15 protein-coding genes are annotated in these 19,039 nt (G+C 48.9%); 14 read left to right on the plus strand and 1 reads right to left on the minus strand.

Annotation, left to right across the window (positions count from 1 at the left end):
• Positions 1-6 precede the first annotated feature (6 nt).
• The 4 genes from ABN764_RS16690 (at position 7) to ABN764_RS16705 (ending at position 4,040) form a co-directional block, all read left to right on the plus strand.
• Positions 7-1,335 carry a replication-associated recombination protein A gene (locus ABN764_RS16690; protein ID WP_072730362.1) on the plus strand — a complete coding sequence of 443 codons (1,329 nt, stop codon included), beginning with the start codon at positions 7-9 and terminating at the stop codon, positions 1,333-1,335.
• Positions 1,336-1,397: 62 nt separating this feature from the next.
• Complete coding sequence (locus tag ABN764_RS16695; protein WP_083545230.1) at positions 1,398-1,961, plus strand: PCYCGC motif-containing (lipo)protein; 564 nt, start codon at positions 1,398-1,400, stop codon at positions 1,959-1,961.
• A gap of 179 nt (positions 1,962-2,140) precedes the next feature.
• Complete coding sequence (locus ABN764_RS16700) at positions 2,141-2,449, plus strand: ArsR/SmtB family transcription factor (protein ID WP_021257013.1); 309 nt, start codon at positions 2,141-2,143, stop codon at positions 2,447-2,449.
• Between the two features lie 238 nt (positions 2,450-2,687).
• Positions 2,688-4,040 (plus strand): hemolysin family protein, encoded by a 1,353-nt coding sequence (locus tag ABN764_RS16705; protein ID WP_021257012.1) that lies wholly within the window; start codon positions 2,688-2,690, stop codon positions 4,038-4,040.
• Positions 4,041-4,130: 90 nt separating this feature from the next.
• Here ABN764_RS16705 and mnmA read toward each other — a convergent pair whose 3' ends face one another.
• Positions 4,131-5,237: a tRNA 2-thiouridine(34) synthase MnmA gene (mnmA, locus tag ABN764_RS16710; protein WP_072730363.1), complete on the minus strand. Its 1,107-nt coding sequence runs from the start codon at positions 5,235-5,237 to the stop codon at positions 4,131-4,133.
• A 320-nt stretch (positions 5,238-5,557) separates the two neighbouring features.
• On the opposite strand from mnmA, the gene cymR reads away from it, so the two are divergent.
• The 10 genes from cymR (at position 5,558) to ABN764_RS16760 (ending at position 18,988) form a co-directional block, all read left to right on the plus strand.
• Complete coding sequence (gene cymR / locus ABN764_RS16715; protein WP_021260656.1) at positions 5,558-5,977, plus strand: cysteine metabolism transcriptional regulator CymR; 420 nt, start codon at positions 5,558-5,560, stop codon at positions 5,975-5,977.
• Positions 5,978-6,079: 102 nt separating this feature from the next.
• Positions 6,080-7,282: a cysteine desulfurase family protein gene (locus ABN764_RS16720; protein WP_268625941.1), complete on the plus strand. Its 1,203-nt coding sequence runs from the start codon at positions 6,080-6,082 to the stop codon at positions 7,280-7,282.
• Between the two features lie 149 nt (positions 7,283-7,431).
• A complete protein-coding gene (locus ABN764_RS16725; RefSeq protein ID WP_065292198.1) occupies positions 7,432-7,914 on the plus strand; it encodes a PRC-barrel domain-containing protein in 483 nt (160 codons plus the stop codon).
• A gap of 47 nt (positions 7,915-7,961) precedes the next feature.
• On the plus strand, positions 7,962-8,177 hold the full coding sequence (locus tag ABN764_RS16730) for a YrzR-like zinc ribbon domain (RefSeq protein ID WP_036592596.1): 216 nt from the start codon (positions 7,962-7,964) through the stop codon (positions 8,175-8,177).
• Positions 8,178-8,421: 244 nt separating this feature from the next.
• On the plus strand, positions 8,422-10,311 hold the full coding sequence (locus ABN764_RS16735) for an anaerobic ribonucleoside triphosphate reductase (RefSeq protein WP_446672721.1): 1,890 nt from the start codon (positions 8,422-8,424) through the stop codon (positions 10,309-10,311).
• Between the two features lie 2 nt (positions 10,312-10,313).
• On the plus strand, positions 10,314-10,793 hold the full coding sequence (nrdG, locus tag ABN764_RS16740) for an anaerobic ribonucleoside-triphosphate reductase activating protein (protein WP_268625967.1): 480 nt from the start codon (positions 10,314-10,316) through the stop codon (positions 10,791-10,793).
• Positions 10,794-10,862: 69 nt separating this feature from the next.
• Complete coding sequence (locus tag ABN764_RS16745) at positions 10,863-11,927, plus strand: AI-2E family transporter (protein ID WP_446672570.1); 1,065 nt, start codon at positions 10,863-10,865, stop codon at positions 11,925-11,927.
• A 221-nt stretch (positions 11,928-12,148) separates the two neighbouring features.
• Positions 12,149-15,493 carry a SwmB domain-containing protein gene (locus ABN764_RS16750; protein WP_446672571.1) on the plus strand — a complete coding sequence of 1,115 codons (3,345 nt, stop codon included), beginning with the start codon at positions 12,149-12,151 and terminating at the stop codon, positions 15,491-15,493.
• Positions 15,494-15,934: 441 nt separating this feature from the next.
• On the plus strand, positions 15,935-18,571 hold the full coding sequence (gene alaS / locus ABN764_RS16755; protein ID WP_446672572.1) for an alanine--tRNA ligase: 2,637 nt from the start codon (positions 15,935-15,937) through the stop codon (positions 18,569-18,571).
• Between the two features lie 156 nt (positions 18,572-18,727).
• Positions 18,728-18,988, plus strand: a complete 261-nt coding sequence (locus tag ABN764_RS16760; RefSeq protein ID WP_005547503.1) for an IreB family regulatory phosphoprotein — start codon at positions 18,728-18,730, stop codon at positions 18,986-18,988.
• The last annotated feature ends 51 nt before the right edge of the window (positions 18,989-19,039 follow it).

Genomic DNA, 19,039 nt, shown 5'->3' on the forward strand with positions numbered 1-19,039 from the left:
ACAGATATGGATCTATTCTCTTATGGGGAAGAACAGCAGCATCCGACGATGCGATTGCTGGCTGATCGAATCCGGCCAAGAACATTGGAAGAATATATTGGCCAAGAACATATTGTAGGGCCGGGGAGACTGCTGCGGAGAGCGATTGAAGCGGATCGGGTCTCCTCGATATTACTGTATGGCCCCCCAGGCTGCGGCAAGACAACGCTCGCGAATATCATCTCGGAGCAGACAAAGGGTGAATTCGTTCGTTTAAATGCTGTCGATGCATCAGTTAAGGATGTTCGAGCTGTAATTGAACAGGCGGATACGAACAAGAAGATGTACAACACCAAGACCATTCTGTTCTTGGATGAGGTTCATCGCTTCAATCGATCGCAGCAGGATGCCTTGCTGCCTGCCGTTGAGAAGGGGACGATTATATTCATCGGCGCAACAACGGAAAATCCATTCCATCATGTAAATGGAGCGTTGATCAGTCGTTCGACCTTGTTCCAATTAAAGCCGCTCACGAAGGAGCACTCGCTGATGGCGATGAAGCGTGCTTTGGTGGATAAGGAGCGTGGGCTTGGCTTCATGCCGATTCAGGCAGACCCGGATGCGCTTGAACATATCGCTTCCATGGCGAATGGTGACATACGCCGGGCATTGAACGCGCTGGAGATGGCGGCAATGACGACGACACCGGAGGAAGACGGGACAGTCCACATTACGCTGGAAGTGGCGGAAGAATCCGTTCGGCGGCCGACTGTGCAGGCAGATGAATCTGTACAGTATGACGTCTTGTCCGCCTTCCACAAGAGTATTCGCGGCTCCAGTGATGCGGCATTGTACTGGTTCCTGTATGCGGTAGAGAAGCTGGGCATGGATCCAATGACGTTCATTCGCAGATTAACCGTTGCATGCAGCGAGGATATCGGATTGGCGAACCCGCAAGCAATGGTGCAGGCTGTGAGCGCATTGGAGGCCTATCATCGAATTGGCTGGCCGGAGTCGAAGTACATCGTGGCACAAGCTATCTTATTCGCGGTAGAAAGTCCGAAGTCCAACTCGATACCGCTTGCCATTGCTCGCGTCATGCAGGCGTTTGAAGATATTAAGACTGCTGAAGTGCCATTGCATTTGCGAGATACCCATTATAAAGGCGCGGACAAGCTCGGACACAAGGGCTATCAGTATCCACACGACTACCCAGGACACTATGTAGAGCAGCAATACCTGCCTGACCTAATCAAGAAGCGGGTATTCTTTATGGCGAACGAGCAGGGGACAGAAGCGAAGATGCGCATCAACCAAGAGCGGAGAAGAGGCTCGCATGGGCGAGGCGACGTTTAGTACGTTTAATGTAGACAGACCTGTACTGAATTTGAAATGAATACTTTGATGGAGGTATTTTCATGTTCATTCGTAGGCACAGAGCTAACAGAAACAAAGGACATCGTCTGAATCGACTCGCACCATTTTCATTGGTTATTGGTCTTATCGCATTAACAATTGTCGCAGGCTGTGGCAGTTCTCCTGCGGGCAAAGAAGGCGCAGAACATGCCGGACAAGCATCAGGAGATCATGAACGTCTGATGAAGAATGGCGATCTGCGTCAAACGACGGCATCGGTTGCCGAACTTCCGCCTTTTTTGAATGACAAACAGAAGGAAATGCGACAAATTTATCAACTGGCTGCTGCGAACAGTGAATTACTTCAATATATTCCTTGTTATTGCGGATGCGGAGAAGTAGCTGGCCACCAGAGCAATTTAAATTGCTTCGTCGCCTCGAAGGAAGAGGCGAAGATCGAATGGGATGATCACGGCACTCGCTGTGGTGTGTGCCTTGATATTGCCGTAGAGGCGTCCCTCATGCTGAGGGACGGGAAGTCGGTCAAAGACATTCGCCAAGCTATTGATACCAAATACAAAGAGGGATATGCAGAACCTACTCCTACACCACTTCCTGCTGTGTAGGAGCAGGCTTCATGCATGCTCTGAATCAATTGGCATGGATTCCTTCGGAATCCATGTTTATTTTTCTTCGCTTTGTCATAACCTACAGGCAACAGGGCCATACATATGTAGGTATGTTCATCTCGTTCCCACGCATAAGCAGCCAGATATAGATGAACAACACAAAGGAGAAGAAGAAGATGAATTATTTCCTGGGAAAAGATTTGGATGCAGATGTACTGGAGCGGGTATCGCAAACGTTCAAAGCGTTGGGTGATCCGACACGTATTCGAATTTTGTCACTTCTTGCGCGTGAGGAATGCGCCGTAAATCAAGTCGCTGACGCTCTGCAATTGTCACAATCGGCAGTATCTCATCAGTTGAAAACACTTCGTGCATATCGCTTCGTCAGATATCGCAGAGAAGGTCAAAATATTTTATATATTTGCGATGATGCTTATATACTTGAGCTGTTAAATGAAGCAGTTCGATACGCGATTGAGCAGTAATTTCGCGAAAGCGCAGACTGATTGTTCCGATTCATATTCAACAAAAATGGTGATAGGACGATATAAAGAAAGAATATACATAAAGACAACAAATCCCGCTAATTCTCATATGTTCAACGATGAGGCGTATGGGAGTAGGATTCTTATGTATTTTCTTATATAATATATATATGTCTTTATTTTATTGTATGGGGAGGTGTTCCTGTCCGTTTCGAAGTGGGAGTGGGCAGGAGATCGGGTGAGTAGTGATCCGTTACCGATATTTTGGGGATTGTTGTTTGTACTGCTATTAGTATTTTTGAATGGCTTTTTCGTTGCGGCAGAGTTCGCGATGGTGAAGGTGCGCGGAAGTCGTCTGGATACACTCGTGCAGGAGGGGAATGCGAAAGCGAAGCTGACTCGGCATGTGACAGAGCATTTGGATGCTTACTTGTCTGCCTGCCAATTGGGAATTACGCTTGCTTCTCTTGGTCTCGGATGGATCGGGGAGAAGACTGTCGCACAGCTGCTGTATGAACCGTTGACGGCACTTGGTGCAAGTAATGCGGTGATTACATCGATATCTACTGCTATCGCCTTCATTATCATTACCGTGCTGCATATCGTTCTCGGCGAGCTTGCGCCTAAGACGCTTGCGATACGCAAATCGGAACGTGTAGCATTGTGGACTGCAGGACCATTAAGCTTATTCTACAAAGTGATGTATCCGTTCATCTGGCTATTGAATGGTACGGCTAATATGGTGCTGAAGGTATTCGGCATCGAGCCGGCTTCTGAGCATGAATCAGCTCATACGGAAGAAGAGATTCGTATCCTAGTGAAGGAAAGCCATAAGAGCGGTCTCATTGATAATACTGAATTGGCACTTGTAGACAACATTTTCGACTTTACGGAAACGCATGCACGGGAAATTATGATTCCAAGAACCGATATGGTCTGTTTGTATGCAGAGGATTCATTTGAAGTAAACAAGACCAAAGTGCTGACGGAAATGCATACTCGTTATCCGGTATGCGATAACGATAAGGATAATATTATCGGCTTTATCCATATTCGCGACATTGTGAAGGCTCCTGATGATTTGGAGAGCATTCATTCGATTGTTCGGCCAATGTTAAGTGTCCCAGAATCGATGTCAATTAGTGCCTTGTTGAAACTGATGCAGAAAAATAAGGTGCAAATCGCGCTGCTTATTGATGAATTCGGTGGGACAGCCGGTTTGGTCACATTAGAAGATATTATGGAAGAGATCGTTGGCGAGATTCAGGATGAATTTGATGAAGAGCGTCCGCAAATTGAGAAGAAAAATGAAACCAATTATTCGATTGATGGACGTTTGCTGATTGAAGAAGTGAATGCGTACTTCGGGACGAATATTTCTTCCGAGGATTATGATACAATTGGCGGCTGGATGTATGCCATGGTGGAGGTACCTCCGAGAGTGGGGCTGCGAACTCGAGTGGAAGGCGCCTTTGAGTACGAATTCATCATTGAGGAGACAGATCATTTCCGGATTGCGCGACTTCATGTGAAGAAGCTGGGGGCGGCAACCAGCCATGATGCGATGCTGAATCCGGCATCAAGCATTTAGAACCAATGACGAAGGGGGTTATCCTGCACCGTGTGAAAATTCCACAGTGCGGGATAACCCCCTGTATTCGTTCAGCAATCCTGCTGGGTGTTACGCCTTCAATTTGTGGACGACATCAATCGTGCCACCGCCCAGGCAAATGTCGCCATCATAGAAGACGACTGCTTGTCCAGGTGTTACAGCGCGTTGGTTGACGTCGAATGTTACCTCAACTGTTCCGTCCGCATTCTTCTGGAGAGTAACGCCTTGGTCAGGCTGACGGTAACGGAATTTGGCTGTGCAGCGGATCGGTTCAGTTGGCATGTCGCCTTCGATCCAGTTGACCTGAGATGCAACGAGCCCTGTGGAATAGAGGCTTGGGTGATCATCGCCCTGTACCACATACAGAACATTGTTGGCCAAGTCCTTCTCAGCAACGAACCATGGCTCTCCGTTGCCTGAGCCGCCTATGCCCAAGCCTTGGCGTTGACCTAGCGTGTAATACATAAGCCCGTCATGGCGGCCCTTCACCTCGCCTGTACGGATGTCAATCATCTGTCCAGGCTGTGCAGGCAAGTACTGGCTCAGGAACTGCTTGAAGTTGCGTTCACCGATGAAGCATACGCCGGTGCTGTCCTTCTTCTTGGCAGTGGCTAGTCCTGCTTCTTCTGCAATGCGGCGAACCTCCGGCTTCGGCAGATGGCCGATCGGGAACATAGCCTTCGCTAGTTGTTCTTGATTCAGCGCATTAAGGAAATAAGTCTGATCCTTATTCCCGTCCACACCGCGCAGCAGCGTATGCTTGCCGTCTTCATGAAGGACACGCGCGTAATGGCCTGTCGCCAGATAGTCTGCACCCAGATCGAGTGCTTTCTGCAGGAATTCACCGAATTTGATCTCACGGTTGCACATTACATCTGGATTTGGCGTACGACCGTGACGATATTCGTCTAAGAAATAGGTGAAGACCTTATCGAAATATTCCTTTTCGAAGTTCACCGTATAATAAGGGATGCCGATTTGTTCGCATACGCGGCGAACATCTTCCGCGTCGGTTTCGGCTGTACACTGTCCGAACTCGTCAGTGTCGTCCCAGTTTTTCATAAATATGCCGATGACATCGTAGCCTTGTTGCTTAAGCAGCAGTGCTGTCACCGAGGAATCTACGCCGCCCGACATGCCGACGACGACGCGAGTGTTCGCATTAGAGTTTGTCATGGTATCACCGTCTTTGCTGCGAGCTGTAAGAATGGCCTTGCGATAATGGCTATCGGCTCGCGATTTTATCATAATAGCTTGAAACTAATACAGGCTTGATACAAAAGTGAGTTTTATTCACTTCCTTTAGTATTGTACCATAAGGGCTTGTATACCGGAAATAAGAGATGATGTCAAGAAAATTTCAAGCAAATGGAAATAATTCGGGAATAGCACATCAGTTTATTGTCCATAAAGAGAAGAGTTATGTTACGATATACAGGGAACCTTAATCGGAATACATTGGATTTATACGATAATAAAACTATGAGGTGTATAATATGAAAATTTCAACGAAAGGCCGTTATGGCCTGACGATTATGATGGAGCTGGCAAAGAGCTGTGGAGAAGGCCCAACGTCGCTAAAGAGTATTGCAGAGAAGAACCAACTGTCCGAGCATTATTTGGAGCAGCTGATTGCGCCGCTACGCAATGCTGGATTGGTTAAGAGTATTCGCGGCGCATACGGCGGCTATATACTGGCAGGCGTTCCTGAACATATTACAGCAGGTGAAATTATTCGCGTGCTGGAAGGGCCAATCTCCCCAGTCGACTTCACGGAAGAGGATGATCCGGCTAAGCGTGACTTGTGGCTGCGTATCCGGGACAGCATTGCGCAGGTGCTTGATTCCACGACTCTTGCCGATCTGGTTAACTTTAAGGACGTGGGAAGCCAGGACAGCTACATGTTCTATATTTAGACGATGGATGGACAGCAAGCTATAGGTTGACGACCACTTATCTTGAGAGAGAAGTTTGATATTGTTATTTGTCATACGGATTAGCAGAAACGAGGGAATACAATGGAACGCATCTATTTTGACCATGCAGCGACAACTCCGCTTCATCCGGACGTACTTCAAGCCATGACCGACAGTATGCATCAAGTGTTCGGAAACGCTTCCAGCGTTCATGCGTTCGGACGTGAAGCGAAGCTCGCCTTGAATCAAGCTCGCGATCATATTGCCGCCCAGTTGGGCTGCCAGCCGCAGGAGCTTGTCTTCACGAGTGGAGGAACGGAAGGGGATAATGCTGCCATCTTCGGTGCAGCATGGTCTGCCTGGCTGCAGCAATCGTCAGAAACTGCTGCTCAACAAGGTAGCAGTGGCGATGCATCCGCACGCAAGCCGCATATCGTGACGACTCAATTGGAGCATCATGCAGTGCTGCATGCATGCGAGCGCTTGGAGCAGTTGGGCTTCGAGGTTACTTATGTTGCGCCGGATCAGATGGGTCGAGTATCGGTTGAGGCAATTGAAGCTGCACTGCGCCCGCATACTTGTCTCATTAGTGTCATGTATGGCAACAACGAGGTGGGCACGCTTCAGCCGATAGAAGAAATTGGCCGCTTGGCACGTGAGCGTGGCATTCTGATGCATACGGATGCTGTTCAGGTGCTCGGCCATTTGAAGCTCGAACTGCGCGCTTTGCCGGTTGACTTCGCCAGTTTCTCTGCCCATAAGATTAATGGCCCCAAGGGAGTAGGCGTTCTCTATGCTCGCGCAGGTGTTCACTGGGATCCTCTGCTGTATGGTGGAAGCCAAGAACGCAAGCGCAGAGCAGGGACGGAGAATGCAGCAGGGATTGCCGGAATGGCGAAGGCAATGGAGATAGCGAATGGCTCACTTCCAGCGAAGCTGGAGGAACTAGCGCAGGTGCGCAGCACGCTGTGGACAGAGTTGTCAGCAGTTCTCGGCGATCGAGTGGTCATGAATGGCCATCCTACTGAGCATTTGCCTCATATATTGAATGTCAGTTTCTTGGATGTGCCTACGGAGACAATGCTGATGAATTTGGACTTGGCGGGAATTATGGCATCGAGCGGATCTGCCTGCACATCAGGCTCGCTTGAATTGTCGCATGTGCTAGAGGCTATGGATTTACCAGATGAGCGCAAGAGAACGGCTGTACGATTCAGCTTCGGTTTGGGCAATACTAGGGAAGAGGCTGCTTGCGCTGCGCAACAAATTGCAACCATCGTATCACGTGTTCGTACTAGACAGTAAGGGAACTGTCACAGCGTGAAAGGAGGGGCGTTTGAAGATAACGCGGCATGTTGGCCGGGGACGTACGTGAAATGAGAATCTCCCTGATTCTGATGAGGAACGTCCTGCATTTTGAAGTGAATGCCGTTAGCTGAAGAGGGGGCCCCGATATGAAGCTGTTGGAACTAATCGGCCTTCCCGTATACGGAATCGAGACGGGGAAGCGGTTGACCAAGGTAAAGGATATCCGCATATCGAATGATTGGACTATCACACATATAGAGCTTGAAGGTCGTTCCCGCAAGGGATCACCACCTCCTTCTGTGAGCTGGGAAGAGGTAACGGCTTGTGGTGAGGATGCAATAATGATCGCGAATGATACAGCCATCCGGCATACGGAGGCTATCCATATAGAGAGGGCTTTCTTGACAGGGAATGGAGCGTTGAAGGATTTGCCTGTCATGACAAGTGAAGGATCGCAATTAGGATGGGTCGCCGATGTTTATTTTCAGCCAAATATGGGTAACCAAGTAACAGGTCTGGAAATTTCAGACGGTTTGCTGTCTGACTTGTTGGAAGGCAGACGGCGGATAGATGGGACAAGCCGCTTGAAATGGGGATCAGATGTTATCATCTTCGAGGATGGCGGATAACCTGAACGGTACGAACAAATTAGTCAATGGACGGAATGGTGAATACGATGTTGCGATGCCCGAATTGCAATTCCAAAGATATCGGGAAAATTGGTTCCCACCAATTTTATTGCTGGGGATGTTATATAGAGCTGACGGTGAACGGTGACAAGATGTCTGTTTACCAGGTCGAAGAGGATGGCACATTAAGCTCTCTGGATGACTTGTTTTTTGGTGATGAATTTGCTGCACCTTCGTTCCCAGAGGCGCAGGCTTCATCGTAAGGGTCAGGCAGAAATATCCACCATATGGAACATGAGCGCTCGTAATCGCCTTGTAGAGGCGATTGCGGGCGCTTTTTGCATGGTCGGCCATTTGTCCGTGATGAATCTCATATTGTGAGAAAAAGAGTTCGTTCATAATGCATATTGTGCTCATTTTCAAATAACAACACTAGATATAGTTAACATAGACAAATTGCACTGAAAATGATGGTACATAAAGAGAAAGGAATGAGTTGATATGACGATGGTATCCATGAAACGGACGAACGCAGTATGGGATCGGAGCAAACGGACCAGCACAGAGCGGCTGACGGCATCGCTGCATGAGATTGTTGACGGTGGCAATCAGGATCTGATGCAGGAAAATGCGAATGTAGATGGAAGATCGCCAATGGGTATGATGGGGAAGATCGCTAGCGAAAGCGCACGCTGGTATGCGGTTCAACATCTGCTGTCTGCAGACGTAAGAGATGCAGTGGAGCAGAACTTGATGTATCCACATGATCTTGATTTCTATGCTTCCGGTACGACAACGTGCTGCCAGATTCCTCTGGGCAAGATGTTGAAGCAGGGGTTCAACACAGGTCATGGATATATGCGCGAGCCGCAGGATATTAAGAGCGCGCTTGCGCTGGCATCGATTATATTGCAGGCGAACCAAAACCAGCAGCATGGCGGACAGGCGTATCCGATGTTCGATTATGATGTGGCCCCTTATGTGCGCAAGACATTCAATCGCCATATTCGCTATATGGAATCACTGCCGCTGCAAGCAGACTTCGATCTAGAGACAGAGGCGTGGAGACTAACGGAGCGTGACGTATATCAGGCTTGCGAGGCATTCATTCATAATGCGAACTCGATGCATTCTAGAGGCGGCGGGCAGGTACCGTTCATTTCATTGAACTATGGCACGGACACCTCTGTGGAGGGGAGAATGCTGATTAAACAGTTTCTTCTCGCAACGCAGGCTGGTCTCGGCAGAGGAGAAACACCTATCTTCCCGATTCAAATATTCAAAGTGAAGAAAGGCGTCAACTTCGATCCTGCTGATCCGAATTATGATCTGTACCAGCTTGCCTTGCAAACGACAGCGCAGCGGCTGTTCCCTAACTTTGCCTTTCTCGATGCTCCGTTCAATGCGCAGTACGATAACGGCACACCCGAGAGCGAGGCATGCTACATGGGCTGCAGAACGCGCGTAATGGGCAATGTGAACGGGGACGAAACGGCGATCGGCAGAGGGAACTTGTCATTTACCTCTTTGAATCTTGTTCGCCTTGCTATGATGTCGTCCAGTGTGGATGATTTCTTTGGCCGATTGGACTCACTTCTGTCCTTGACAGTGAAGCAGTTGAGGGAGCGATTCGACTATCAATCGAAGAAGCAGGTGCGTGACTTTGCTTTTCTTATGAAGCAAGGGGTATGGCGCGGAAGCGAGGACTTGCAACCCGAGGATGAGCTGGGAGATATCCTGAAGCAGGGGACACTTAGTGTTGGCTTTATTGGACTTGCTGAGGCGCTTGTAGCGCTTGTTGGTTCCCATCATGGCCAGTCTGAGGATGCACGCAAGCTAGGCATGCGCATCGTGTCTCATATGCGTATGCGAATGGATGAGGCGATTGAAGCGACAGGTCTTAATTTCTCCTTAATCGCGACGCCGGCTGAAGGTCTATCGGGTAAATTTACGAGCCGGGATCGAGATGATTTTGGAGTGAGACAAGGAATTACGGATCGGAAATATTACACCAACTCGTTTCATGTACCCGTCTATTACTCGTTGAAAGCAATCGACAAGATTCAAATCGAAGGGCCGTTCCATGAGCTGTGCAATGCCGGGCATATCACGTATGTTGAGCTGGATGGAAGCGCGAAAGCCAACCCACAGGCACTTGACCGTATCGTGCGTGCAATGGCGATGAGCGGGATTGGGTATGGTTCTCTTAATCATCCTGTTGATCGCTGTCGTACATGCGGCCATCAAGATACGATTGAAGATAGCTGTCCGATGTGTGGAAGCTCAGGTTCGCAGATTGAGCGCATTCGCCGCATTACCGGTTATTTGGTAGGGGATATGGACAAGTGGAACTCTGCGAAGCGGAAGGAAGAGACGGAGCGGGTGAAGCATCGATGAGTATGCGTGTTCTATCTATTTTGCATGACAGTGTCGTTGACGGCGAAGGGCTGCGTACAGTTGTGTTCTTCAGCGGCTGCCCCCATCAGTGCGAGGGGTGTCATAACCCGCAATCGTGGAACATGATGAACGGCACGGAAATGAGTGTAGCGGAGGTGGCAGCCGAGTTGCTGTCCAATCCGCTTACGGATGTCACACTGTCCGGTGGAGAACCGTTCATGCAAGCAAAGGAAGTGAAGGAATTGACCCGGCTACTGCGTCAGTCGGGTCGACATATATGGGTATATACGGGATATACGGTGGAGCAGCTGCTTGAAAGAGGAACAGCTGACCAGCAAGAGCTGCTTCGCTGTGTGGATGTATTGGTTGATGGTCCGTTCATAGCGGAGCGCCGTTGTCCAGGACTTCCCTTCCGCGGCAGTGACAATCAGCGCATATGGCGGATGGAGGAAGGGATACCAGTTGGATTAATTTCTCTCTAGGCTACACATACTTTACTGTATTGCAAGCATTCTACATCACAAGCGTACATGAACGGAGTGTGTAATACAGTGGAGCGTTTTTGGAAGAACCGTCTTTTTGTAATGGCTATCTATTGTCTGCTTGGTCTTATCATCCTCTATTTTCTATTTATGATGAAACCTCTTATCGGGCATGTATACGGCTTCCTCAAGGCCGTGCTTGCCCCCTTCTTCGTGGCCATGATCATTGCCTATGTGTTAAATCCGATCGTAATCCTGCTCAATGAGCGGAAAGTGCCGCGAACGATGGCAGTGCTGCTTATTTATGCAGTGTTTATTGCGGTAGTTACCGTGATTTTAGTCAATATCATCCCCATGCTGGTGAAGCAGCTTGCTGAGCTTAACAATCAGATGCCCCACCTAAATGCGAAGGCGGAACAGATGATGGACGGGGTTAGCAAGACGATGCCGTCATCTGTACGTTCCGGATTAAATGACTCCATTTATGCTCTAGAGGAGCGTATAGGCAAAGCGATATCGGACTTTATGGAGAATATTGGGGCCGCCATTAATTTGCTATTCATTGCGCTTATCGTACCATTCCTCATTTTCTACATATTGAAAGATTTTGACGTATTCGAGAGGGCGGTAATAGCTTATGTGCCGCGTTCGCATCGCAAGCATACGGTGATGCTATTTAGAGAAATTGATGCTGCACTAGGAAGCTACGTCCGGGGTCAATTTCTCGTATGCCTTATTATCGGTGTGCTTGCATATATCGGCTATTGGATAATTGGCATGCCCTATGCGCTCCTGCTTGCGTTATGTGTAGCCGTGTTCAATATTATTCCTTATCTCGGGCCATACTTCGGTGCTGCTCCCGCACTTATCTTCGCAGCGACGGTATCGCTCAAAATGGTTATTTTTGTCATTTCTGTAAATACCATCTGCCAAATTGTAGAGGGGAATATTATTTCTCCACAGATCGTGGGCAAGACGCTTCATATGCATCCGTTGACGATCATTTTCGCCCTGCTAGTGGGCGGGGAGATTGCTGGAGTTGTGGGGCTAATCCTTGCGGTTCCTTTCTTTGCAGTCGTAAAAGTAATCTGTCAGCATATTGTAGCCTATCAAATCCGAAGAAAGACAGTGTGAGCATTTATCGGTAGTGGAGGGAAATCACGGGAACGGAATATCCTACTTAAGACCTATTTTTCAGAAAGTTTCGCAATTATGAACAACAAATATGTTGTTCGGCGCGTTTAAAGAATTGGATACGGCGGTAATTAAGGATGGACGCCGTATATTTTATTCGTGAAACTATGCGAAGCTGCGTCCTGGGGAACGAACGGGGAATTAAGGGAGGAGAGTTCTACGTGAAACGAACACTTGCGATATTGCTCACCATTGCTTTAGCGATGGAACTTTCTGCGAATGCCGCAATGGCATTGCCGCAGACAGACTCAAGCACAGTGCTTAAAGACTCAGTGAAAGATAAAATAGAGGGCTTGAAAACAATTAAGGTGGCATCCATGTCTCCAGCTGCTGGAGCGACGGATGTCAATGTCGGAACTGAACTTATTCTTACATTTACTAGTGAAGTGGAAAAAGGAAGCGGGAACATCACCGTAAGAAAGAAAAATGGCGATAAGGTAGAAGATGTTGCAGTAGACGGCAGCCAAGTTCGGCTCGATGATACGAAGAAAAAAGCAACGATTACGCTATCCAAGTCGTTGGAGTCTGGGACTTCCTATCGGGTTCAAGCTGATTTCGGTACGTTCAAGTCTGGCAGCTCTGAGTTCCTGGGTATTTATGACCCTACGGAGTGGACGTTCACGACAGCAGCTGATACTGGAGCGCCTCAGTTGGATACGGTATCGCCAGCGATCGGGCAACGGGACGTCCGTGTGGATTCCAAGCTTGTGTTGACTTTCAAGGAGAAGGTATGGAAGCAATCCGGCGGGAGCGTCATTATGAAGCAGGCGAAGGACGGCAAAGTGCTCGAAGCGCTGCCGATGTCTTCTAACCGGGTTACGGGAGACGGAACAAATACAATTACGATTGATCCCGTTCAACAATTGAAGCCAAATATGGATTACACGATCGAGATTGCGGCAGATTCTCTGCGCAATGCAAGTGGGAAGTCTTATGCTGGATTGAATACATGGAAATTCACAACAGGCAATCCGGATACAGTGGCTCCATCGTTGAAGTCCGCTGCGCTGAGCAAGGTGGACACGATTCGCTTAACGTTCGACAAGGAATTGAAGAAGACCTCGGTTCCACCAGCTGCAAGCTTCGAAGTATGGGTAAATGGTGACACACGCCGTGTAACGGGTACGGCTATGGGCAGCGATTATGTGGATGTAAGCCTGGAGAACGGAGTCTCTGTGGGTCAGAGCATTTCCATTTCCTATCGTCCTGGTGCTGACCGCAAGTCTATTCAGGATACGGCAGGCAATGCGGCTGCTGCATTTGAGAAAGTATCGGTAAGCAATGAGGTTGATCGTACGCCTCCTGTTGTGAAGCAAGCGAATGCGCAAGGCATGAAGGTAGTGTTGGATATGTCGGAGCCGCTGGATACAGTGTCGGCGCGTGCTTATGAGCAATTCAAGGTGACCGTGGATGGAAGCGAGAAGACAGTCAGCCGCATATCTGTGGACGGCTCGAAGGTAACGCTGTCGCTTATTTATGTAATCCGCGATAATCAAACGGTGCGAGTAAGTTACAAGCCAGATCGATATCCGTTGACGGATCGGAGCGGCAACAAGCTTGAAGCATTTACAGATGTGCTGGCGCGCAATGATGCGGATACGAAGGCGCCAGTGCTTCAACGGGCAGAAGTAAGCGGGAGCCTGCTGACGTTGACTTATAATGAGCAATTAGACACGAGCAAAGTACCGCCGCGCGGTCATTTCTCGGTGTATGTCAATCGCTCATCCCGAAATGTCGATTCTGTTCAAGTGCGTGATAACGTGGTTAATCTGATCTTGAGCTCCAGTGTTAGCGATGGTGATGATGTCACGGTATCCTATGTGCCAGGTACGGGTGAACCTCGTATTTCGGATCTGGCGGGGAACAAGGCTCCTGTATTTACCTTGAAGAAGGTGGATAATGGTTCTGACCGAACGGCTCCAACTTTGCGTTCAGCTTCTGTGAAGGGCAGCACGATGACACTTGTCTTCTCCGAGCGCTTGAAGGAATTGCCTTCGCCGGATGAATCTCAATTCGTGGTGCACTCGGACAATCGGGTGATTAAGGTAAAGCGTGCTTCGACACGCAATGAAGAAGTTACCTTGACGCTGGACGAAGCGGTCAATGCATACAGTGCGGTAACAGTTGCTTACTTGCAGGGTAAAAATCCGATTAAGGACTTGGCAGGGAATTCGCTGCAGTCGTTTGCTTCTACGACCGTTACGAATAAAACTGATGGTTCCACGACACGTCCCGGAGATTTGCAACCGGCTACGTTCCGCTGGTTCTTGGATGATGGATGGTATTTGCTCTCCAGTTCGGCAGCGGACACAAGCTCTGATCGTTCCTTGAGCGGAAGCACTGCGAAGCGTTATACAATACCGGCAACAAAGTTGAAATCATCTTTTGAATATGTACTCAAGAACGGCACGCGTAATCATCTGGCATTTGATGTGCCGACATCCGAGCGCGGAGCAGTGGTTGCTGTTCCATTGCAAACGTTGAATGAAGTATACAATAAGGCGAATGATGCGATTTTCTCCATTCGTTATGGCGATATATTGATGTCGGTACCGCTTCGTGAGCTGGATTTCCGTGCGCTTGAACGCGAGTGGGGAAACAATCAGGCATATCTGCTGCTTCAAGCAGAATCACAGTCGGGATCGGATTCCAATGCATTGCTGCGCAGCCTGAACGATACAGGTGCACGCGTGCGTGTCAATCCGATTGAATTCCGCTTGTCGGCATTTGCTGGCTCCGCTACGCCGCGTACAATTGAGGCTAACTTGAAATATAAAGTGCGCAACGCACAATTGATACAGCGTAGTAATGCATCAGCCGTTCGTTATGATTCCGTGCTGAACAAGGCGGGATATGTGCCTACAGTGACGAAGCAGGAGCTAGGCGTTGCGGTATACGCCTTCCAGTTCAAGGGCAATCGTTCCGTTGCCATGATGGATCGCTCGAAGGACTTCTCGGACATTAAAGACCACTGGGGACGAGACGCCATCCGCGAATTGGCATCAAAGTATATCATTGAGGGCGTCAGCAATAATGCATTTGCACCAAACGCCAACATTACGCGCGGGCAATTCGCGATTTTGCTGGCACGCTCGCTGGGGCTTCAAGCTGATGCATCCGGTGCTTCCGCTTATCGTGATGTGAATCAGACCAGCATGATGGCTCCCTATATTGGGGCTGCGACCAAGGCAGGAATTATTGGCGGTTATGAAAATGGCACGTTCCGTCCGAACGAGTCGATCAACCGTGAACAAATGGCAATTATGCTCGTTCGAGCTATGGAATATACAGGACGCAATGTGGCTTCGAACCCAAGCGCACTCAACAAGTTCAATGATCGCGGACAAGTGAGCGGCTACGCTCGCGACGGCGTAGGCAAGGCAGTATCCGCAGGGATCGTGCAAGGGATGACCGCGAATACATTCCAGCCTAAGGCTACCGCGACACGTGCGCAGGCAGCAGTTATGCTGAAACGCATGCTCGAGCAAATTGAATATTTAGGATAATCGCATTTCAGCGAAAATCCGTTGAGCAGGCAGATGGGATCAAACGAAAGAAGTTTGACAACCGTCTGCCTGCTGCTTATACTAAATTATTGGATAGGTATATGGAACAAAACGAAGACGAAAACGAGTAAGCTGAAGCCCTAGGAACAGAGAGAAGATTCCGGATCGGCATATGCCGGCTGGCTGCAAGAATCTTCACCTTGAAGAACAGCTGAACGCTAATTTCTGAGTGTGAATGGAACTTCACCGGGACGTACCCGTTATCAACGTCGAGGCGATCGCAGACGCTTTTCTTGCCCTTGCTTGCATGATACGCAGGCTTGATAAAATGGGGGATGATGTATGCGATAACCAGGGTGGTACCGCGATATATGAATCGTCCCTGATTTTCAGGGGCGATTTTTTTATTTTTATATAACAAACTATTGGGGGCGTTTACTCATGAAAGCTAGTGAAATTCGCGAAAAATGGTTGAAATTCTTTGAAAGCAAAGGGCATCACATTGAGCCAAGCGCATCGCTTGTACCACACAATGACCCATCCTTGCTCTGGATTAATGCGGGTATGGCACCGCTCAAGCCTTATTTTGACGGACGCGTGAAGCCTGAGAACCCGCGTATCGCAAACTCGCAAAAATGTATTCGTACGAACGATATCGAGAATGTCGGCAAGACTCGCCGTCACCATACGTTCTTCGAAATGCTGGGGAACTTCTCCATCGGCGATTATTTCAAAGAGGAAGCTATTACATGGGCTTGGGAGTTCTTGACAAGCAAAGAATGGATTGGCTTCGATCCGAATCGTCTCTATGTTACTGTCCATAACGATGATGAAGAAGCGTACAAGCTGTGGAATGAGAAGATCGGCCTTCCTGCTGACCACATTGTGAAGACAGGCGACGACAACTTCTGGGATATCGGGGAAGGCCCTTGCGGTCCTTGTACAGAGATCTTCTACGATCGCGGAGAGAAGTACGGAACATTGGAAGAGGATCCAGAATGCTATCCAAGCGGAGAGAACGAGCGCTACTTGGAAGTATGGAACAATGTATTCTCACAATACAACCATAACAAGGACGGCAGCTACACGCCGCTTCCGAACAAAAATATTGATACAGGCGCCGGCTTGGAGCGCTTCGCTTCAATCTTGCAGGATGTCGACTCCAACTTCGATACAGACTTGTTCCAGCCGATCATTCAAGCAACATGCCGCATTGCAGGCGTGAAGTATAATGAGCGTCCAGAGTTCGACGTTGCCTTGAAAGTAATCGCAGACCATGTTCGTACCGTAACATTCGCTGTAGGCGATGGCGTTCTGCCATCGAATGAAGGCCGTGGTTATGTAATCCGCCGCTTGCTGCGTCGTGCAGTCCGTTACGGCAAGATCCTCGGTATCGACCGTCCATTCATGGTAGAGCTGGTACAGACGGTATGTGAAGTAATGGGCTCACATTACAACGAAATCGTTGAAAAACGCGAGTTCATTGAGAAGGTAATCAAAAACGAGGAAGAGCGATTCCATGAGACGCTTGTAGAAGGCTTGGCGATTCTGGAAAGCTTGGCATCTGCTGCGAAGCAGGAAGGACGCACGCAAATTGGCGGACAAGAAGCGTTCAAATTGTATGACACGTATGGATTCCCATTCGATTTGACAGAAGATTATGCTTCTGAACATGGATTGACGGTTGATCGTGAAGGTTTCGACCAGGCGATGCAAGAACAGCGTGATCGTGCCCGTGCAGCTCGTCAAGATACGGGAAGCATGAAGGTACAAGGCGGGCCACTTGCTGATTACACGACTAAAAGCGAGTTCGTTGGATATAATGAGTTGGTAACTGAATCCAGTGTACTGGCACTGATCGTGGATAACGAAATGGCAGAAGAAGCACAAGTAGGATCGAATTGCCAAGTAGTGCTTGATCGCACGCCATTCTATGCGGAGAGCGGCGGTCAAGTAAGCGACAGCGGTGTCCTTACAGCAGCTGGATTCAAAGGAGCAGTTGAAGATGTATGGAAAGCTCCTCATGGTCAGCATATCGCAGTAGTGCGCGTGGAAGAAGGAACACTGCGTGTCGGCATGCAAGTACAAGCTGCAGTAGCTCGCGCGATTCGTGAGGATATTATTAAGAATCATACTGCGACACATTTGCTTCATAAGGCGCTCAAGATTGTATTGGGTGAGCATGCGAACCAAGCAGGATCTCTCGTGCAGCCTGACCGTCTTCGCTTCGACTTCACACATTTGGGCAGCATTAGCGAAGAGGAGCTTGTGGACATCGAGCATCGTGTCAACGAGCAAATCTGGAAAGGCACACAGCTTGTTATCGAATCGAAATCGATTGATGAGGCCAAAGAAATGGGCGCAATGGCGTTGTTCGGCGAAAAGTACGGCGATGTTGTACGTGTCGTACAAGTTGGCGATTACAGCATTGAGCTATGCGGTGGCTGCCATGTTAGCAGCACCTCGGAAATCGGTCTCTTCAAGATCGTAAGCGAGAGCGGCATCGGCTCTGGTGTACGCCGTATTGAGGCTGTAACGGGCCGTCATGCGTATCAGTATATGGAGGCGCAATTGGAACTGTTGAAGCAAGCAGGTTCCTTGCTTAAATCGAATGTAGCGGATGTACCGAAGCGTATTGAAGCTATGTTCTCCCGCGAGAAAGAGCTGTCCCGCGAGAATGAATCGCTTAAGAGCAAGCTGAGCAGCATTGAAGCAGGACAATTGACAGACCAAGTTAGAACCGTTGCTGGTGTTCAAGTGCTGGCTGCACAAGTCGATGCAGGCGGTATGGATGCACTTCGTACGACGGCAGACGAACTGAAGGCGAAGCTTCCAGAAGCGATTATCGCACTCGGTGCAGTAAATGAAGATAAAGTGAACTTCGTTGTTGCTGTTGCTCCAGAGCTTGTAAAGAAGGGGCTTCATGCCGGCAAGTTGATTAAAGAGCTCGCTTCTGTGTGCGGCGGTGGCGGTGGCGGCCGTCCTGACATGGCGCAAGCTGGAGGCAAAGACGCTTCCAAGCTGCCAGAGGCATTGGCTCTCGTGGATGAGCTTGTTGGGAAGCAGCTTGGCGTATAATATAAGAGAGGGGAGCCCTGCAGTAGGGGCTCCCTGATCCGATTCCAGAGGGAGGTTATTGTCGTCAAATTTGTGAACAATGCCAAGCTTTGGATCGGAATATTTTCTAGTTTGTTCGGGTATGTGTTATGATAAGAGTAAAGCGAGGTGTTAGCGATGAATTCCATGGATAAGACGATGAAGTTCAATGTAAAAGCGGAGGAACAGCAAGCTTCCAACGAAGATATCCTGTTGTCTGTCTATGATGCGCTTCTCGAGAAGGAATATAATCCTATTAACCAAATCGTTGGTTATCTTCTATCCGGGGATCCCGCTTATATCCCGCGGCATAACAACGCTCGAAGTATCGTGAGGAAGAAAGAGCGGGACGAACTGATTGAAGAATTAGTTCGCTTCTACTTGAATCATCACCGATAAGTCGCGAGGATGAATGCAGCACGGATAGAGAAGTAAGCATCACTGGATGAA

Origin of the sequence: Paenibacillus wuxiensis, assembly GCF_040195695.1 — a bacterium.
GTDB lineage: Bacteria > Bacillota > Bacilli > Paenibacillales > Paenibacillaceae > Paenibacillus_B > Paenibacillus_B suaedae.

What these genes read in the sequence shown, in the direction of transcription:
- nrdG (WP_268625967.1), top strand. Translation starts at nt 10,314, where the DNA reads ATGCGTGTTCTATCTATTTTGCATGACAGTGTCGTTGACGGCGAAGGG.
- ABN764_RS16730 (WP_036592596.1), top strand. Translation starts at nt 7,962, where the DNA reads ATGTTGCGATGCCCGAATTGCAATTCCAAAGATATCGGGAAAATTGGT.
- ABN764_RS16690 (WP_072730362.1), top strand. Translation starts at nt 7, where the DNA reads ATGGATCTATTCTCTTATGGGGAAGAACAGCAGCATCCGACGATGCGA.
- ABN764_RS16695 (WP_083545230.1), top strand. Translation starts at nt 1,398, where the DNA reads ATGTTCATTCGTAGGCACAGAGCTAACAGAAACAAAGGACATCGTCTG.
- mnmA (WP_072730363.1), bottom strand. Translation starts at nt 5,237, where the DNA reads ATGACAAACTCTAATGCGAACACTCGCGTCGTCGTCGGCATGTCGGGC.
- ABN764_RS16700 (WP_021257013.1), top strand. Translation starts at nt 2,141, where the DNA reads ATGAATTATTTCCTGGGAAAAGATTTGGATGCAGATGTACTGGAGCGG.
- alaS (WP_446672572.1), top strand. Translation starts at nt 15,935, where the DNA reads ATGAAAGCTAGTGAAATTCGCGAAAAATGGTTGAAATTCTTTGAAAGC.
- cymR (WP_021260656.1), top strand. Translation starts at nt 5,558, where the DNA reads ATGAAAATTTCAACGAAAGGCCGTTATGGCCTGACGATTATGATGGAG.
- ABN764_RS16735 (WP_446672721.1), top strand. Translation starts at nt 8,422, where the DNA reads ATGGTATCCATGAAACGGACGAACGCAGTATGGGATCGGAGCAAACGG.
- ABN764_RS16720 (WP_268625941.1), top strand. Translation starts at nt 6,080, where the DNA reads ATGGAACGCATCTATTTTGACCATGCAGCGACAACTCCGCTTCATCCG.
- ABN764_RS16725 (WP_065292198.1), top strand. Translation starts at nt 7,432, where the DNA reads ATGAAGCTGTTGGAACTAATCGGCCTTCCCGTATACGGAATCGAGACG.
- ABN764_RS16760 (WP_005547503.1), top strand. Translation starts at nt 18,728, where the DNA reads ATGAATTCCATGGATAAGACGATGAAGTTCAATGTAAAAGCGGAGGAA.